We start from the raw sequence: 18,505 nt of genomic DNA, 5'->3' as shown, positions 1-18,505 counted from the left end.
AATTGTAATTCCTTGTAGCTATGTGTAACTTATTAACTTTTAAAATCGTATCTTGATAAATTTGTCAATTGATACATCGATTGTTAACAGAAATTTTTGATAATTCGTTGTTATCTTCTTAAGGAAAAATTATGGCTGTTGGAGAAATAGATTTAGTAAAGTTAATAGAGGCTTTAGCCAAGATACTTTGGCCGCTTATTTTTGTTTATCTACTTTACTCTTTCAGAGATGCTATTAAATCAGTCATAAGTTCAGCTACTTCGAGGAAATTTACTCTTAAGGTTGCTGGAAATGAGCTCACTATGGAAGAAGTCACAGAGCAGCAGAGACACCTAATTTCTGATATGCAAAGTGAAATAGGTGATATTCAAAAAGCTATTGAGAATTTACTATCTGATGATTCTTCAATGCAGGTTATGAACGAATCTCATCAGGCAGGTACCGAAAGTGTATCGAGTATCCTGTGGGTTGATGATCGCCCCAAAAATAATGCGTTTTTAATTGCCAATATAGAAGAAATGGGTGTTTCAGTGAAAACGGTTAAATCTTCGGAAGAAGCCTTAAATATCTTCCGCCCAGGAAGATATGACAGAATTATCTCTGACATGGGGCGCCCTGAAGGTGATTATGCAGGAATTGAGCTTGTGAAAGAAATAAGAGCCATAGATGATAACGTACCATTTCATATATTTTGCGGAGGTTGGGCTGCCAAACACCTTAAAACGGAGGCTTTGAATGCAGGCGCCAATAGCATTACATCTTCAGGTACAACTTTACTCAAATCACTCGATCTGGGTCTGCATGGCTAACAAGTAATAGCAGCTGAGTGAGACGTAAGCCAGCAACAAAAATATGAACGATTTTGATAATAAATGAAATAGAAAGAAGACAACAGTTTTTAATGCGAGCAGCGTTGTAGACATTTCCATTGACACAAAAACGTCCTTAGCCTATAACGCTTTTATGCCCACACTTTGTGAACTTAAAAAACTGTCAGGTTTAATTAGATCATGAAATCAAACCTGACTGATGAAGTTAAACTTATAGAATTAGCTAACCATCATACTAAGCGGCAAACTCGGTTGAAATCTTTTTGCTGGTCTCATCGTTTTTTGTATTATCTCTTTTTCTGTCAACGTCTGTTTTGCAAACAATAGGGTAGGGCCATACTGTTTACTTAGATTTTCTAGACCCCTATCCCTAACTGCATTACATCGCGTTTTTATCTCTCTTGCTATAGATCTTGCCTCAACGCCTTTAAGCATACATCGATAAACTTTTGGGTATGCATTTAAAAAATAACTATCAGGACATGTGAGGACATCACCAGGGATAATTATATTCTTGTTACCTCTTAGTCTCAGTTCATGCCTTGTCCATGATTGATACTCTTGTGAATCTTTTGGCAGCTGTAATTGTTTACCCTTCTCGTATATGACCATCTGTTTGCTGGCATTTTTTGAGCCAATATAGATAGTTCGTCCTGTTGATGAGCTAATGTTTTCTCTGGTTGGCTTTGGCCCAGAGGAAGGTGAAAAGCCACCAGAAGAATACTTTTTTTGTATAAAGCGGATATTGTAACGGCTTGAGAAGTCATCTAAAGCTATATCAACTCGTTTAATTTCAAAGCGGTTTCTTTCCATCAATTCTAAAAGCGGAAAGAAATAGCATTGACTAATATTAATCAATTCACACGCATAGCCTGTGAGTTCAACAATTATGAATTGCTTATCAGCATTCCATTTTATAGCCCCGCAATAGTGAACTTTTACATCAGTACTTTCTAGCAGGATGCCGTCGTCAAAGTACTTTCTATTAAATTTATCTTTAGACACCTTAATTCTGAGGGTAGTTAACCATTGTTTGATTAAATAGATAGTTGACTCGAATTGTGCATCACTAGTTGTAAATAGTTTTAGAGTTAAATAATCAATTCGAGTTTTGAAATTATTATCTTCTAGAAAAGGACTATCTGTACTTTTTAACGGCATTAACTTCTCGTTGTGTAACTTACTGTTTTTTAATTCATTACTACTATGTGTTGTCTCACGTAATGGCTTAGTTATGATCTTAGGCTGCATTAATACGCTCCTCCATCCAGTTTTGAATGTCAGAAAGTCTCCATGCAACGGTTCGTGTATTCAGCTTTATACGTTTTGGAAATTTGTCTTCTTGCTCCATTTCATAACGAGTTGTTCTAGAGAGACCAGTTAAGTGTTTACATTCTGCTTCACGCACAAAGCGATCAATTTGTGAATTGGTAGTATTCATCACGGATACCTTCCTATTATCATGGGCGATCGATATTGTTCGCCCTTGTCTGAGGTGTATTTAACTGGAAATTTAAGAGTCTGAGAATCGTACCTAGCAGCTAGGCTCAGACTTTTTTAATTGCTGAGAATAATAGAAGTTTTTCACTGCTTGTGGGGTTTTGGGTTTCCATTCGTTATTTTTAATGAAGTGTGAGTAGTTAGAAATCCATTTTAAAATAGCTTCAGATTCTTCTGAAAACTCTGGTACTACGCTTCTTAGATCGGCTCTTGATTTAATGAAATTGTTAACCTTATTTTTAATTATTTTCGCTATGTGGCTGCGGCTTAAATTGCTTGTGCTGTAATTTGATACATATTCATTTAATGCGCAGTTAACAATACCTTGATTCTTTTCAGCTTTAATCCGACCACCACTACGACCATTTTTACGAGCTTTGTCTTTTACTGCTTCTTCTTTTTGTACTTCTCCTTGAAGCTTTTCAATTTTAACTGTTAGTAAAGGTTTTATTTCTTGTTTTAATTGTCTAAATAAAACTTCATTCGCGATATCATGTAGTCCTAGGTTTGTGAGTAACTGAGGCAACATGCCGTAAAAATCAGAGTCCTCTAAGTCTTCGATTTTTTCTTTATTTGCTTCAGTCATTCTATTTGACTCTTTGACAACGCGTTTTAATTCATCGCTATTAGGTAGAGTTGTTTTTGGAATTGATGGATTCTCAAAGTATTTATTTCTCATCCATTTTAGAAAATCTTTTTGTTCTTCTTCTAAAATTTTAAGAGCTTTCTTTTTAGAGCCGGTAATTTGAATCTGTTCTGAAATAAAATTGTTGGTTATTTCATGCGCGTTAGTTGTTATTTCGTTTAGATGCATTTTGCCCTCACGGATTAATTTTAAAACTGAGGCATCCCTGCTATATTAAGTACTCATCGTACAATTTCGAACTTATCAGACAAAATACGATGCTGAAAGCATTAAAAAAGGGAAAATTTCAAAATTTTTTCATCCCTGTTTTTGAGCAAAGTTGAACCCGGGGGTCAGAGATAGTTTGAGGCCCATGGTGTGGCCCATGGGTTATTTATGTTTTTAAATTTTTATTTTAAATCAGATGGTTGGTTGTTTGGTTTGACTCACCCCAGCTCCACCAAATATGAAAAAGGCTGCTCTCAGAGCGGCCTTTTTTATTGCGCAATTTTCAAAGCATCAATTTTACTTTGCCTTATGCAATTATTAAATCTTTATTAGAAGCCGCTTTTGCTCTGTCAAAATTCCAATTTTTTCTAGCAGCATTTATTACGACTCTAATTACAAACTTTATTGCTACATATTCAGCAGCTTCGGGAATGTAAGGAATATTTATTTTTTCGTTTGCTAAAATAGATAACCTATTAATCAGTCGTGTGGCTTCTTCATCTTCAATACCATTTTCTGAGCTTCTGACTAAATCGTAAATTTCATTTGGCAGGTTGTCATATAAAAATGTATCAACCCTTAAAATGACTTTAATCAGTATTTTTTCTTCCCTTGTTTCGCTAATTAATGGAATATTTACTTTATCATTCAATTTGCTTGCTAAGTCTTTGACTTCAGCTTCTGTAAGTTTGTTTCGCGCTTTTGGTGGCGCGTAATATTCTTCTAAGAGATTTACAAATTGTGCTTCAGTTAAATCTTCTATAGTTGGCATAATGTGTTCCTTCTATTCATTCATGTTCCCAGTAATGCTAAAAGTCAAAGCAATTTAGCATTGCTTGTAAGTCAGTATTGCGATGGTAAGTCATTAGATACAGTTGTTTGAAAAGTACATCTTTGTGACTAGAAATGTATTCTTCAAAATTTTCGTCAACACTATTACCGCGAAGTCTTTCCAGTAACTTGGTGATTTTTATTACATCTTCATGCCTATTCTTGAAAAGTGTGCAATCGAGGGGGATTAGCCCTTTGCCAGTATCTTTGTAATTATCAACCCCAAAAACTAAACTGATGGCAATCGATATATCATCTTTTATTCTAGGGTCGTATCTTCTAATTTCGTAACCTTGTGAAGTTTGGAGGACTAAACCATCTGCCACTAATTCAGAGATTGCCCCCAAATATCCATCAGTTATGACTTGCTCAAGCTTCATTGGGGTCGCAGAGTTGCTCAGCTGTTTTAATATTACTAATTTAGTTTCTTCAAGTGATTGCCTTGAAAGCTCGCTATTTAGCGTCCATAAGACAGCCACTATGGCGATTAAACTAACCCAGTTAGGCAAATTTTCTGGCTGTAATATTTTTCTAATGTAGCTTTGCATAGTCAAAACTCTTACTGGATTCTTTTAACGTTAATAGTTATAAAACCAACGTTATTGGCCATTCTTGACTTAATGTCGTTAGCAAAAAAAGTAAGCTCACCATCTTTACTGGCTTTAAACTCGCCATTGCAGCCTATTGCTTTTGCTTGATTATCACCTCGTCCAACAGAACAGCATAAAGTAAACCAGTCAGCTGATTTAACTCGCTTTAACCTGCGAGAAAGCTTGATTGTTAGTTCCACTAAACCAAGCTGGACAGTGTCGGTATTCCAACCATCTGCATTGCATTTAATACTGCCATCGCTCCATACATCGTCTGCTTGAGTGGTAATTGAATAGACTTCACCTGTTTCTACTAAAATACCTGAGTGGTTAAATAGTTTTGCAGAATCAACTTCTATCTCAATTGATTCACCAACCTCCAATGCAAACCATACAGGTCTTGGGTTATTGCAGTAAGCTTTAACTCCGTAGCCGTTTATTGGCTCATGTTTAAAGGCAAAAAATACATTGTGCGAGACATTTGCTAAAGACTTAGGGCGGTAATCCTTGTCGAATGCAATTCGTTCGGTAATTGAGTTATGAATAACTGGTTTATGCTTACTCGACAGCTTATCTTTATCTATTACACAACAGACGCGATCCTCAAGAGTGAGCCAGTCAACAATTGGCCAGCGATCTTGTTGATGGTTTTTACCCAGAGCAGTAGCTTCTCTTTGGAGATCATCAAGTCCAATCATGTTTTTTAACCTTAATGGTAACGCCTTTTGAAGCGCTTTCTCTGAAGGCATTTTTAATTCAGGATCTAGCAGGTCAAACATTTTAACTTGGTAAGCAATCCAATTGATCAGATAAGAAAGCGTTAAATCTGATAAGCCATCACGATAATAACCCCCGCCTACATCACTATGAGCACCTGCAAACCATAACTCTGTGATTCGGCTTTCTTCATAGTTCATCAGTGTTGGTTGAAATGCTTTACGTTTGTCATCTAAGCTGACAAGGTGGGTGGCTTGTTTGATTATTTTTGAAATAGTATGCCCATCTTCAAAAACAACTTCATAGTCAGGGCGTTCTGCTTTACTTAAGTTTGGCAGGCCGATGCTAGCCACGGTGTCAAACGCTGCTAAATAAATAAAAGGCGTTGTTTGTTTATTTAATAAGGGGGATTTCTCAATAATCTTTGAACAAAAGCGACGGGCAAGGGCTGCCCCTCTTGAAAAACCAGTAACAATAACTTGATCGCCTTTTTGATAAACCCGATTAAAGTCATTAATCGCTTTTATCAAAATTGTTCTGACGTCTTTTTTTTCAGGCGATATACCCTGATTAATTAACCGAGACCACCAGTTGCCATAGGTTCCAACACCTTGGTAATAGAAGCTGTTATCGACATTACAGTGTGTTGATAGGCCTTTATTCTCATCATCATGAAGATTACCACCTGCCATGAAATGAAACTTCAAAATGTTTGTAATATTATCGTCTTCTTTTTTGCCTTTTTTGACGATTTGTAGGGCGTCTTCTGGCTCGTTGCCTGTGCCATCAAAGTTAAAAATATGAAGTGCCATAACTCCTCCTTGAGTAAATGAAACTAGCTAACAGCTTCGATACTTCATGAATAGCTATGGGTTGTATATTCAATTAGAAGTTTAGAATTAACGACTATTTATGTAACTCAGAAATTTCTTATTATGTTTTTTAGGTGTCTAATTCTTTGAAAAATTAACTTTTATTTTTTATTTCATTATAAGGCTGAGAGCTGGTGAGGGCATTGGTTAAACCCCTCCAAACTTTGAAGGGGAGGTGGATTTCTATTTTCTCTGGTATCAAACAACCAACTGAACGGCATCAATAATCGGTTTGTTTTCAATATCGATGGTGTCGATGATGTGTTTGTGTAGGCGCTTTTTATGCTCGGCGAAAATCGCGCGTTTTTTATCGAACTGGCTGGCAAATTCGAGGGCGGTATTAAATAAAGCTTCGCTGTTTGGGCAGGCTTGTTCAATAACATGATCCGTGGCAAGTTCGCCTGCGGTAACGCGACGGCCAGTTAGCATCATTTCGTTAAAACGATAGTCTGGAATGGCTTTTTTAATGAAAGCGAGCATGCCCGGTAAAAACGGGATTGATAAGTCAACTTCTGGAAAGCAGAAGAAACCACGATCGCTTTGCATAAATCTAAAATCACAAGCGCACGATAAAATGGCGCCATTACCAAAAGCGTGGCCATTAATTGCTGCAATTACTGGCATTGGGAAGAGTAATAGGCGTTTAAATACCGCATCCATCGAGTGCATAAAGCCACTTACTTCAGCAAATTTTTGTGCTTTTAATGCAGGCATAAGCCAATCGGTATCTATGCCCAAGCTCCATGATTTTTCGCTGCTTGAAGTGATCACCAGTGCTTTGTGTTCAGGGTTACGTTCGATTTCGTCAAGGCAATTTAAAAAAGCCTCTGCAAAAGCAGGGTTATGGCGATTTTCAGCTGTTGTCATAGTTAAGATAGCAACAGATCCTTGTGTACTTACATTCATCAGTGTCATGCTGTGCCTTTAATTTTATTGTGTTGTGGGCATAGTTATAACCCATAGGTTTAACAAAATAAACCACAAGTCTGACCAGTTGTGAATTTAGGGGCACTTCTCTTTTGGTTGATATGGTCTTTTAGTCGAAACTATTTTCCAATATATCGCTAATAGTGGTGAGTCATGATAGCGTTAGCTCAAACACACTATTTAAAGCGTAACAATGGATTTGATCAGTTGGCAGTTTTTGGGTGGAGATTTATTAAGTCCGATCAGCACAATAATGCTCATTGTGGTTGCGGGCTTTACTTCAATGATTTCAGCGGCTTTTGGTGCGGGTGGCGGCTTAATGCTGCTGGTGATCATGGCATCTATGCTTCCTATGAGTGTGGTTATCCCTGTCCATGGCTTAGTGCAGTTAGGCTCTAACGCAAACCGCTTTTTGTTCACGTTTAAACATATTGATGGTGCTATGTTTATGTACTTCTCTTTAGGGGGAGTCATAGGTGCGCTGGTAGCCTCAACGATTGTCACATCAATTCCCCTTGAATTAATGAAAATAGTGGTCGCTGCCTTTGTGCTCTATTTACTCTGGGGTGTGACGCCAAAGCTTAGAGAAACCTCAAAGTTATGGCGTGTTCTCGCTGGGCTTTGGACCACGTTTATCTCGATGTTTGTGGGAGCAAGTGGGCCTTTGGTTGGCAGCTGCTTATATGTGAATAATTATAATAAGCTTAAATTTACCGCCACTTTTTCAAGCTGCATGACAGTGCAACATACCTTAAAAGCGATTTTATATGGGGCTGTGGGGTTTGCATTTTGGCAGTGGTTGCCGCTGGTTATGCTCATGATATTGAGCGGTGCTTTAGGCACTTGGCTTGGCCTTAAGTTATTGCACCGCATCTCGTCAGATAAATTTAAAAAGATTTTTCGTTTAGTGTTAACGGTGCTTTCCCTGCAACTTGCGTGGCAGGGAATTATGGCTTTTAGTATTTAAACAAACCCAGTTTGGCAACGATGCCGCGTTCTAATTCATTGAGTTGGCCTATGGTGTTATCGAGGTGCTGAGCTTCTTGCGATAGGCTCTTAGCGCCTTGGTTAATAAGCTGCATGGTATTTAAGATATCAGCGGTCACACTGGTTTGCTCTTCAGAACTTGCCGCCACGCTTTCGTTCATTTGATTAATGGTATTGATTTGTTTAGCAATATCTTTAAACACCGCTTGGCTTTTTTGATTCGCTTGGCTCACTTTATCGCTGAGCGACTTACTTTGCTCCGTTGCAGTTACACAATCAGAGGTATTGTTGTGTAGCGATACAATAATCGACTCAATTTCAGACGTTGAATCATAGGTTTTACTAGCAAGCGCTCTTACTTCATCGGCCACCACAGCAAAGCCACGACCAGATTCCCCCGCACGAGCCGCTTCAATAGCAGCATTTAGAGCCAGTAAATTGGTTTGCTCGGCAATACTTTTTATAACATCGAGCACTTGGCTAATTTCATTACTGCTGGCGTTTAGTTGTTTAACTACGTTTGATGTATGGTCGAGTTGTGCAGCTAATTCGTCAACCATGTTGCCATTGGCATTCATATTTTGTTCGCCTTGTTGGCATAAGCGATGTACGTCGGTTGTTTGCTGTGCAGTTTGATTAGCCCCTTGTGCAATCTCTTTGGTTGCTTCACTTAACTGACTAAGCGCATTGGTTGCTGAATCAGTGCGATTATATTCAAGCTCTGCTTCGTTTTTAGAGCGCACAGATGCTTCGTTTACTGTGCTGGCTATCATTTCAAGCTCACTGGCTGTACTGCCTAGCTCAGTGATGATTTCTTGTACTTGCGCTATAAATCGATTGAAACCATCGACCAAATAGCCTATTTCATCATTAGATTGATAGCTAATACGTTTTGTAAGGTCGCCTTCGCCTTTGACAATTTCATCAACAAGGCTATTTACGCTATCGATTGGTTTTATCACTAATAGCCGCACGATATAAATAATCACCGCACCCAAGGCGATAAAAGAGACCAGCAAGGTAATAAACATGGTGCGTGTCGACTCAGCAATGGTGCTATGCAGTGCTTGTTGTGAGTAACCAATTTTTATGTGACCAATTAAATTATCTAAATAGTGCAAATCAATAGTTTTGCTAACCGATGCGCTATTGCTTTGTTTAGTGATAGAAGCAAGTGGCTTATTGCGATGATCTGTCACTGAAATGATATGTACATGTTTGTTTTGCGAAAAGGCTTTAATAATCTGATTGATTAACGGCTCATCATAAGAGAATACCGGCTCGGCTAAAATAACCTGCATTTGCTCATTGAGAGCTGTGATGTCGTCTTGCCATTGTTGTGTTTGACTCGACTTTGCGAGCAGATAGTTTGCACTGATCACGAAGATCACGCTCAGTAAAAGGCACAAAGACAGTGCCAAGGTCATTTTATATTTTAATGATTTCATTGTGCGCTCATTGAAATGGGTTAAACCACAAAGGGCTATTTTTATTAGGTGTGTTCGACGATAACGTTGGGTTATCTAGCTCAATAACGCGACGCGAGGTTAAGTTGGCTTTTGATAAAACCGTTTGTACTTGGCTGTCTGCCAAAAACATGGCGTTAAATGTGCCATCAGCAATCATCTCGTTTAGCGCATCATTTAGCTGTTTATGAAGTGTGTGGTTGTTTTTGTTGACGAAAAAGTAAAGTGGTGCGGTGTACTTAATCACCAAATGCGGCTCTACAGTGAGGTTAAGCTCTGAGTGATTGGCAATTTCATCCCAAGGTTCATTCACCCCACGTGGGAAGTAATCAAAGCGTTCGCCTTCAAGCATTGGGAACAAGTTAGGGTATTTTAATGTGGTAACAACGGGTAGTTGATTTGCTTTTAATATTTTCGTATCTGGCCAGGTTTTACCTTGTCCAGCGGTGAAACGTTTTAAATCTTGTAAGCTAGTTACCGAGCTAAACAGTTCGCGGTTTTGTGCTTTCACTATTGCTACTCGCATGCCAAGTAAGCCACGAAACAAGGGAATATAAACGGCTTGATAATCTTGCTCTAACTGAGTGGATGTCATGCTCCACATCACATCCAGCTGGTTGTTTTTTACATCGTTTAAGATACGTGCGTTAGAGATATCTTTATTGGTTTCGTAAGGGTGAACATACTCTAAATCAGCCCGTTCAATGGCGCTGATCAATAATTTGTGGGGAAGGGAGGTATCGCCACTGTAACTTTGAACTTTTACCGGTGCGGCAAAACAAGCCGACGTAAAAGCAAAGCAAAAAAGAAAAGCAAAATGACGCATAAAGCACCTTTGTTATTATTATGTAAACAATAAACTAAAGTGCTTTACGCGCTTTCTCAATCTTATTTCTTATGCATACGTATTCATACCTAATCAATCGCGTAGTAGGCTGCCGATTGACTTATCACCATTAAACAATTCAAACACTTGCGGTTTTTTAGGTGTACGTTCAGCAAGGTATAGCAGGGTATCTGCCACATCTTCACGGTTGATCACCGCATCTTGGCGCGTTGCAGGGCGCGTGGTGGTTAATAATCCCGTTGCTGCATCATTTAACAGCGTGCCAGGTCTGACTATGCTGTAATTTAATTCGCTATTGATTAAATGCTGGTCAGCCATGTGCTTAGCAACTAAATACGGTTTTATACTGCTTTCAATGTTGTCTGGGGCATCAGCGCCAATTGAGCTGACCATAATAAAGTGCTTAACCTTGGCATCTACCGCATAATTAATCGCTTTGACTGCGGCCCATAAATCAATCAGTAAGGTTTTATCTGCACCCGTAGCGCCGCCAGAACCCGCGCTAAAAATCACTTGATCAACACCCTCGAAGGCACGACTAAAATCGTTTTCGAGGTCTTGCTCTACAATCGTTAAATTATTACTTTCAAGCGCACTCAGCTTGCTTTTGTTTCGAACTAAAGCTACTACATCATGACCGCTTGCCAGCATTTTTTCGGTGGTCATTTTACCTATTTGACCTGTTGCGCCAATGATTAAGGTCTTCATATCAAACTCCTTCTAATTGCTGTGTAAGTAAAGACCTTGGGGTGTGGATTTATTTTTAAAGGGGTACAAGCAAACTTTGAATAAAAAAGTATTATTTGGCATAGTACCGAATTGGGTACAAAATCAATTAAAAGGACTTAAAGTGAAAATATATTTTAATCTTTTGGTGGTGATAACATTAGCATTTTGCAATGCGGTATCTGCCAATCAATGGCTATCGCCTTATCCAAATAGTGAGGTTGAAAAGTCGGTTAAACTCAGTGGCGAACAGACACAATTAATGAGCCAGTTTGATGACAGTAAAAAGTCGTCAGAGCGATTTAGTTACACAGACTTTATTGGCGATGTAAACCACACATTGTACGAAATAAACAATGTTGCCACTCTCAAAGTATTTGAAAACTATAAACACGCGTTACTCAGTGATGGTTTTAATATTGTTTATTCTTGCCAGCTAGATGCTTGCGGTGACAGCAGTGATTTTGCAGAGGAAGTCGGTTACTTTCAGCTCTATAATTATCATCGTAAGCCATATTATCTGCTTGCCACTAAAGGTGAAAAGCCTGAGTTTGCAGTGTCGTTATTTGTTGGCCAGTACAACAGTAAAACGCGTGTTATGAGTAGCTCAATTGCGATTAAAGAGCTTGAAACGGGTCTGATAAAAGCCAATACAGCTGCTTTTGCAAAACAGCAATTAAATCCAGTTACCAAAGCACCTAAAGACGATATTAGAGGCTCAAGCGATCATCCATTACTTAGCCGTTATCCTGGTAGTTTTATTGAAGACTACGAGCAAATTGATTACGAGGAATTTTCACTACCAACAGGAATATTTAACCGTAAAAACAAAGCGCTACCTGCTGAAGATGTGACAGGCGATATCACTCGTATTACTTATGAAATTAGAAAAGTATCAACCCTTAAGGTTTTTCATAACTATGTGTCTGCCTTAACAAAAGAAGGCTTTGAAACGGTATTTAGTTGCGAACGTCAAGCATGTGGTGACGACCGTAAGGCAATACAAGCACTTGGTGATCACTTGTCGGTAAAACAAGTTTATAACTATTATCGTCAGCCGCGTTATCAGTTAATGAAAAACACCATAGAAAATCAAACAACCTATGTCGCATTTTTTGTTGGGAATTACCAAGGCACTACGCGAGTGCAGCTTGTTATAATTCGAACAGAGCCTTTACAAGGAGATTTAGTTAAAACCAATCCGGACCAAGTGTTAAAGCAGCTAGAGCAAAAAGGTAAAGCAGCCATTTATGGCATTTACTTTGACCATGATAAATCAGACATTAAGCCAGAGTCAGCAGAGTCATTAAAAGTGATTGCGGATGTTTTAAATAAAAATAACAGCTTAAATTTGTACGTTGTTGGTCATACAGATGATAAAGGAAGCCCAGAATATAATTTAGGGCTGTCATCTAAGCGAGCTAAAGCAGTTGTTAAAGCGCTCGTGAGTCAATACGGCATTAAAGAGTCGCGTTTAATTGGTTATGGTGTAGGCCCTTATGCGCCAGCTGCCAATAATAAAAATGATTTGGGTCGTCAGCTAAACAGACGCGTAGAGCTAGTTGAGCGATTAAGTAATTAACAATCAAAAGGGGCTTTTTAGCCCCTTTAAATTTTATTACGAATTAGGTCGCGAACAATAAAGCGGGCGGGGTGAATAGCCTGACTCACACGTTCGCTAAATGGCCTTGGTTCATTGTTTAAACAAGCAATTAAATGTTCAGCACATAAAGGGGCACTGCACAGGCCTCTTGCACCAAAGCCTGTGAGTACATGCAAGCCTTGCTGAGGTTTCGTTAACGTTTGGTACTGATAACGCTTACCTAAGCGTAGATTAGCAAACGCGCTTACATAATCACTTTGTTCAGCCCATTCACCTGCCATAGGTAGATGGTCGATAAAGGTGCACCTTACAGCTGCTTTTGCCGCTGTTATCTCACCTAAGGTCGTTGCAAACTCGCTGTTTGTGTAAAAACTTAATAGTTGTTCGCGATTGGTGTGGTTGTCTTGCTCTTTAACTTCACGGCTTTTTGAGTTTTTTTCAAAAGTCGCGCCCATGCAATGATGGCCCTGATATTCAGGAGTAAAATAGCCCTTATGGCAAAGCACGGTCTTTAGGCGTTTTGACTGCTCGCTTGCTTGCACATGCGAGACTTGGCCGCGCACACCAACAATAGGTAGCGCTTGAGTTTGGCTAAACTGGTCACTGTGTTCACCTGCACAATTAATCACATCGCTAAATGGCCCGAAAGTTTGCTCTTTGCTGTGTAGTAACCAGCCATCAGCGGTTTTTTCGAGCTTTTCAATATGGCAATTAAAGTGACTGTCCATTTTATTATTGGTAGTGGCAGTTAACGAATTTGCCGCATTAAATAGTGCTGTAACCAGGGCTGGTGGATTTACCCAGCCGCCTTTTGCAAAGAATACACCTGAGTAGCCTGTTTCTACACCGGCAATTTCGTCACCTTCTTCGGCGCTTACATTACGCATTAATTCAACTGGCCAAAGTTCTTTATCGGCAAGGTTTTGATGTTTATCAGCTAGGCCTTGTTTAACCGCATGCTGTAATACACCACACCACTGGTGAGGGTAGTCAAAACCATCATCAAGTAATTGTTGGTACAGACGCATCGCATATAAAAAACTATGGGCGAACATTTCACTGTGTGGTGAATTTTTCGCTTGTAAATGCGGATACACAGCCCCTTGTACATTGTGAGAAGCGCCCATGGCAAGCGCTTCGTCTTGGCAAAAAAGCGTGGCTTTTAGGCCTCTTTTTGCCAGTGAATACAGTACACTGCTACTGGCAATACCACCGCCAATAACAGCCACATTACTCAGTTCACTTTGCTGATGAGTAAAATAGGCAGGCCCTGATTGTTGATCATTAGGCTCAGTGAGCTCGCCAATCAGCATTTCGCGTTTTTTACCATAGCCTTTTGCTTTACTCATGCTGAAGCCTGCTTCGATTAGCCCTCTTCTTACAAAGCCTGCGGCAGTGAAAGTGGCGAGTGTGGCATTTGCTCTTGAGATAGCACGCATCTTGTTGAACAAACTCTGTTGCCACATATCTGGGTTTTTACTTGGTGCAAAGCCGTCTAAATACCACGCATCAACAACCCCTTCGCTTGGGTAGCTCATAGCGTCAATGCTGTCTTGCACGTCACCAAAGTAAAGGTCGAGTATTAGTTTGCCGCCTGCAAATTCAAGGCGATGACAGCCGGCCAAATTAATTGGGTATTGGGTAATTAGTTGCTCACTATACTTGCTTAAACTAGGCCAGGCTTTGAGTGCTTGAGCAAGGTCATCACGCTTAATAGGAAATTTTTCAAAAGAGATAAAGTGCAAGCGGGTAACACTTTTTTTACCACTATGGTCGGGTTGATTTTGAACTTCTTGCTCTGCATGCTGCCTATCAAGGTGAGCAGCAAAGTGTTGCCATGTATTTAAAAAGTTAAGCCCCGTACCAAAGCCTGTTTCAGCAATTGCAAAGTGGTTACGGTCATGATTTTGTAATCGTTGCGGGATATGGTTTTGTTGATAAAACACATAATGTGATTCGGCTAAGCCATCGTCATTAGAGAAATAAACATCGTCAAACTGATCGGCGACAGGGGTACCAAGGTGATTAAAATGAATATGTGCGTTTTTGATCATGGTTTAACTAATTAACTACAAACTTTTTTCATTATTTTACGTGTTTTCTTTGAAATAGTCTGGCGTTATTTATAAGCTAGACATTCAGAGTACATGTGTACGCTAGAAAGCTGACCACTTCGAAAGTAATTTCAGCGTAAAATAGAACACAATTTAGTATAGAGCTAAGGTAATTACCCATGAGAAGAGCCGTTATTACGGGCATCGGTGTTGTTTCAAGCATCGGTAACAACAAAGAAGAAGTATTAGAATCATTAAAACAAGGCCGTAGTGGTATCGCGTTCAACCAAGAGTTTGCTGACTACAACCTACGTAGTAACGTATCTGGCAAAATCGATATTGATGTTAAAGAGTTTGTTGATCGTAAAGCAATGCGCTTTATGGGCGATGCTGCTGCATATGCTTATATCTCAATGTCACAAGCGATTGCAGATGCTGGCCTTAGTGAAGATCAAGTTTCAAACGAGCGCACTGGTTTATTAGTGGGTTCAGGTGGTGGTTCATCTAAATGGCAAGTTGAAGCGGCTGACATTTTACGTGAAAAAGGCGTAAAACGTGTTGGTCCTTACATGGTACCACGTACTATGGCGAGTACGACTTCGGCGTGTCTTGCAACACCATTTAAAATTAAAGGTGTTAACTACTCACTAAGTTCTGCATGTGCGACATCTGCACACTGTATCGGTCACGCGGTTGAGCAAATTCAACTAGGCAAGCAAGACGTAATTTTTGCAGGTGGTGGTGAAGAGCTTCACTGGACGCTAGCAATGGAATTCGATGCAATGGGTGCATTGTCTACTAAGTACAATGAAACACCAGAGAAAGCATCACGTACATACGATGCAAACCGTGACGGTTTCGTTATCTCTGGTGGTGGCGGTATCGTTGTTGTTGAAGAACTTGAGCATGCACTTGCTCGTGGCGCGCACATTTATGCAGAAATCACTGGTTACGGTGCAACGTCTGACGGCTACGACATGGTAGCTCCATCAGGTGAAGGCGCTGTACGTTGTATGAAGCAAGCAATGCAAGATCTTGAAGGCGGTATTGATTATTTAAATACTCACGGTACTTCAACACCTGTTGGTGATGTGAAAGAGCTTGGCGCTATTCAAGAAGTATTTGGTGGTAACTCGCCAATGATCAGTGCAACCAAAGCGATGACAGGTCACGCTCTAGGTGCGGCAGGCGTTCATGAAGCAATTTTCTCGCTATTAATGCTTGAGCATAACTTTGTTGCTCCATCTATCAACATTGATGAACTAGATGAGCAAGCTGAAGGTCTAAATATTGTAACTGAGCGTAAAGACGTTGAACTAAATACAGTTATGTCTAACAGCTTCGGTTTCGGTGGCACTAACGCCACATTAGTAATGAGCAAATATAAAGGTTAAACCTCTCCAGTATTTGCTTAAAGCCGAGCAATAGCTCGGCTTTTTCATTTGTTATAAAGTCTTAGTTGTTACCTATCCGAATACTGATAAATTCGCTACAATAGCGCCACTTTCTGCCTCTCGGACACACAAATGAAAATTCTTGCAGATCAAAATATGCCATTGGTTGAGCAGTACTTTGCCGATTTTGGTGATGTTGAGCGATTTGATGGCCGTAATCTCCAACCCGAGCAGCTAGTCGGGGTCGATATTTTGTTAACCCGCTCTGTTACCAATGTAGATAAAACCTTACTCACTCAAGCAGATAAATTAAAATTTGTGGGCACAGCAACCATAGGTGTTGATCACATTGATACCGAGTTACTTGCTGAGCGAAATATCGCATTTAGCAGCGCACCAGGTTGTAATGCCGTGGCGGTTGCTGAATATGTTATTAGCTGTTTGTATGCCTTGAGCCAAGAAAATGCTAGTTCATTACAAGGTAAAACCATCGGCATAGTGGGTGTTGGCAGTATAGGTAGCTGTTTACGTGATAAGCTTAGCCTGCTTGGTATGAATGTATTGTTATGTGATCCACCAAAACATGAAGCCGGTGAGCTTGCAGAGCATATTGAATTAGACACATTACTAGCCCAAGCCGATATTGTGACTTTTCACGTGCCATTAGTTAAGCAAGGTCCGCATAAAACCCTGCACATGCTCGATGACAAACGCTTAAAAGCGCTTAAGCCGGGTATGACGATTATCAATGCAAGCCGTGGTGATGTGATTGATAACCAAGCATTGCTAGCATTGTTTGAGCAAGGCGCAAAATTAGATTGTGTGCTTGATGTTTGGGAAAACGAACCCAATATACTGACACCTCTGCTTGATTATGTACGTTATGCCAGTGTGCATATTGCAGGGCATACACTTGAAGGCAAAGCCCGCGGTACACAAATGCTGTATCAGCAAGTATGTGAGCTTGAAGGCATCGCAGCGCTTAAGTCTCTGGACGATTTTTTGCCAGAACCAATTAGCCACTCTGTCACGCTAGGTGAAACCTTTAACCTAGATGATATAGGTCGCTTAGTGCACTTAATTTATGATGTGCGTCGCGACGATGGCATTTTACGAAGTAAATTAGCAAGCGAAGGCTTTGATAGTTTACGCAAGAATTACCCGCCACGACGCGAGTTTAGTACTTTGTCGGTGGCTGCCAACAGTGCATGTGAAGGCGCATTAGCTGCACTGGGATTTAGAATTAACGAATAAAGCCATTGGCTTTATTCAAAAGAGGAAAACACATGTCGCAAAAATTTAATGTAGCCGTATTAGGTGCCACAGGTTTAGTGGGTCGTCAGATTATCGAAACTTTAGAAGATCGTAAGTTTCCGGTAGACCAATTATTTTTACTCGCAAGCAGCCGTAGTGCTGGTGAAGAAATTCAATTTCGCGGTGAGAGCATTGAAGTAATCGATGTTGAAGAGTTTGATTTTAGCCAAGCTCACATTGGTTTATTTTCAGCAGGCGGCAGTGTCTCTGAAAAATACGCACCGATTGCGGCGGACGCAGGCTGTGTGGTAATTGATAATACCTCACACTTTCGTAATGACTACGATGTGCCACTAATTATTCCTGAAGTGAATGCATCAAGCTTAGCGGATTTCAGAAACCGCAACATCATTGCAAACCCTAACTGCTCAACGATTCAAATGCTGGTGGCACTAAAGCCAATTTATGATGCTTATGGTATTGACCGCATTAACGTATCAACTTATCAAGCTGTATCGGGTGCGGGTAAAGAAGCCGTTGATGAACTAGCTAAGCAAACAGCAAACTTAATGAATGCGCGTCCGATGGATAATGCCGTTTTCCCTAAACAAATTGCTTTTAATGTGATCCCACAAATCGACAGCTTTGAAGATAACGGTTATACCCGCGAAGAAATGAAAATGGTCAACGAAACACAAAAAATCTTAGGTGATAACAGTGTTGTGGTTAACCCTACTTGTGTTCGTGTTCCCGTGTTCTTTGGTCACAGTGAAGCGATTAATATTGAAACGCGTATGCCAGTAGATATCGAACATGTGAAGCAGCTATTAAACGATGCACCTGGTGTAGAGTTTATCGAAGACTTAGCCGATTATCCAACTGCAGTATCAGACGCAAGTGGTAACGATACTGTATACGTGGGTCGTTTACGTGCTGATATTTCGCACCCACATGGCTTAAACATGTGGGTTGTTAGCGATAATACGCGCAAAGGTGCGGCAACAAATAGTGTGCAGATTGCTGAAGAGCTTATCGCAAATTATTTATAAATCTG

General features: G+C 40.0%; 17 protein-coding genes. 6 read left to right on the top strand and 11 right to left on the bottom strand.

Going from position 1 to position 18,505, the window contains the following annotated elements; translation table 11 throughout:
* The first annotated feature begins 131 nt into the window (after positions 1 to 131).
* A complete protein-coding gene (locus tag HUS61_RS04120) occupies positions 132 to 809 on the top strand; it encodes a response regulator (RefSeq protein ID WP_175082103.1) in 678 nt (225 codons plus the stop codon).
* Positions 810 to 1,049: 240 nt separating this feature from the next.
* Here HUS61_RS04120 and HUS61_RS04115 read toward each other — a convergent pair whose 3' ends face one another.
* The 7 genes from HUS61_RS04115 to HUS61_RS04085 form a co-directional block, all read right to left on the bottom strand.
* Positions 1,050 to 2,081: a replication initiation factor domain-containing protein gene (locus HUS61_RS04115; protein WP_175082104.1), complete on the bottom strand. Its 1,032-nt coding sequence runs from the start codon at positions 2,079 to 2,081 to the stop codon at positions 1,050 to 1,052.
* On the bottom strand, positions 2,071 to 2,271 hold the full coding sequence (locus HUS61_RS04110) for an AlpA family transcriptional regulator (protein ID WP_175082105.1): 201 nt from the start codon (positions 2,269 to 2,271) through the stop codon (positions 2,071 to 2,073). Before HUS61_RS04110 ends, HUS61_RS04115 begins: the two co-directional genes overlap by 11 nt.
* 93 nt (positions 2,272 to 2,364) lie before the next feature.
* A complete protein-coding gene (locus tag HUS61_RS04105) occupies positions 2,365 to 3,144 on the bottom strand; it encodes a hypothetical protein (protein WP_175082106.1) in 780 nt (259 codons plus the stop codon).
* A 346-nt stretch (positions 3,145 to 3,490) separates the two neighbouring features.
* Positions 3,491 to 3,955, bottom strand: coding sequence for a hypothetical protein (locus HUS61_RS04100; RefSeq protein ID WP_175082107.1), 465 nt, complete (start codon positions 3,953 to 3,955; stop codon positions 3,491 to 3,493).
* Positions 3,956 to 3,992: 37 nt separating this feature from the next.
* Positions 3,993 to 4,562: a hypothetical protein gene (locus tag HUS61_RS04095; RefSeq protein WP_175082108.1), complete on the bottom strand. Its 570-nt coding sequence runs from the start codon at positions 4,560 to 4,562 to the stop codon at positions 3,993 to 3,995.
* Positions 4,563 to 4,573: 11 nt separating this feature from the next.
* On the bottom strand, positions 4,574 to 6,133 hold the full coding sequence (locus tag HUS61_RS04090) for a DUF2235 domain-containing protein (RefSeq protein WP_175082109.1): 1,560 nt from the start codon (positions 6,131 to 6,133) through the stop codon (positions 4,574 to 4,576).
* Between the two features lie 258 nt (positions 6,134 to 6,391).
* Positions 6,392 to 7,108 carry an enoyl-CoA hydratase/isomerase family protein gene (locus HUS61_RS04085; RefSeq protein WP_175082110.1) on the bottom strand — a complete coding sequence of 239 codons (717 nt, stop codon included), beginning with the start codon at positions 7,106 to 7,108 and terminating at the stop codon, positions 6,392 to 6,394.
* Positions 7,109 to 7,313: 205 nt separating this feature from the next.
* Between HUS61_RS04085 and HUS61_RS04080 the strand changes: the two genes are divergently transcribed.
* Complete coding sequence (locus HUS61_RS04080; RefSeq protein WP_175082111.1) at positions 7,314 to 8,087, top strand: sulfite exporter TauE/SafE family protein; 774 nt, start codon at positions 7,314 to 7,316, stop codon at positions 8,085 to 8,087.
* Here the strand turns inward: HUS61_RS04080 and HUS61_RS04075 are convergent.
* From HUS61_RS04075 to HUS61_RS04065, 3 genes are all read right to left on the bottom strand, one after another.
* Positions 8,077 to 9,555 (bottom strand): methyl-accepting chemotaxis protein, encoded by a 1,479-nt coding sequence (locus tag HUS61_RS04075; RefSeq protein WP_175082112.1) that lies wholly within the window; start codon positions 9,553 to 9,555, stop codon positions 8,077 to 8,079. The genes HUS61_RS04080 and HUS61_RS04075 overlap by 11 nt on opposite strands.
* A 7-nt stretch (positions 9,556 to 9,562) precedes the next feature.
* Positions 9,563 to 10,399 (bottom strand): ABC transporter substrate-binding protein, encoded by an 837-nt coding sequence (locus tag HUS61_RS04070; protein WP_175082113.1) that lies wholly within the window; start codon positions 10,397 to 10,399, stop codon positions 9,563 to 9,565.
* Between the two features lie 93 nt (positions 10,400 to 10,492).
* Positions 10,493 to 11,128 carry an SDR family oxidoreductase gene (locus tag HUS61_RS04065; protein ID WP_175082114.1) on the bottom strand — a complete coding sequence of 212 codons (636 nt, stop codon included), beginning with the start codon at positions 11,126 to 11,128 and terminating at the stop codon, positions 10,493 to 10,495.
* A gap of 142 nt (positions 11,129 to 11,270) precedes the next feature.
* Here HUS61_RS04065 and HUS61_RS04060 point away from each other — a divergent pair, with 142 nt between their 5' ends.
* Complete coding sequence (locus HUS61_RS04060; RefSeq protein ID WP_175082115.1) at positions 11,271 to 12,728, top strand: OmpA family protein; 1,458 nt, start codon at positions 11,271 to 11,273, stop codon at positions 12,726 to 12,728.
* A 26-nt stretch (positions 12,729 to 12,754) separates the two neighbouring features.
* Here HUS61_RS04060 and mnmC read toward each other — a convergent pair whose 3' ends face one another.
* Positions 12,755 to 14,803: a bifunctional tRNA (5-methylaminomethyl-2-thiouridine)(34)-methyltransferase MnmD/FAD-dependent 5-carboxymethylaminomethyl-2-thiouridine(34) oxidoreductase MnmC gene (gene mnmC / locus HUS61_RS04055; RefSeq protein WP_175082116.1), complete on the bottom strand. Its 2,049-nt coding sequence runs from the start codon at positions 14,801 to 14,803 to the stop codon at positions 12,755 to 12,757.
* A 179-nt stretch (positions 14,804 to 14,982) separates the two neighbouring features.
* On the opposite strand from mnmC, the gene fabB reads away from it, so the two are divergent.
* The 3 genes from fabB to HUS61_RS04040 all read left to right on the top strand — a co-directional run bounded on the left by fabB (position 14,983) and on the right by HUS61_RS04040 (position 18,500).
* Positions 14,983 to 16,197, top strand: coding sequence for a beta-ketoacyl-ACP synthase I (fabB, locus tag HUS61_RS04050; RefSeq protein WP_054561838.1), 1,215 nt, complete (start codon positions 14,983 to 14,985; stop codon positions 16,195 to 16,197).
* 132 nt (positions 16,198 to 16,329) lie between these two features.
* Positions 16,330 to 17,451 carry a 4-phosphoerythronate dehydrogenase gene (locus HUS61_RS04045; RefSeq protein ID WP_175082117.1) on the top strand — a complete coding sequence of 374 codons (1,122 nt, stop codon included), beginning with the start codon at positions 16,330 to 16,332 and terminating at the stop codon, positions 17,449 to 17,451.
* A gap of 32 nt (positions 17,452 to 17,483) precedes the next feature.
* Entirely contained in the window at positions 17,484 to 18,500 is a 1,017-nt protein-coding gene (locus HUS61_RS04040; protein WP_054551679.1) for an aspartate-semialdehyde dehydrogenase, read from the top strand.
* The last annotated feature ends 5 nt before the right edge of the window (positions 18,501 to 18,505 follow it).

The organism is Pseudoalteromonas sp. 0802 (assembly GCF_013350085.1).
Lineage (GTDB): Bacteria > Pseudomonadota > Gammaproteobacteria > Enterobacterales > Alteromonadaceae > Pseudoalteromonas.
Note: the sequence above shows the minus strand (reverse complement) of the source record. Positions and strands in the feature narration are given on the sequence as shown.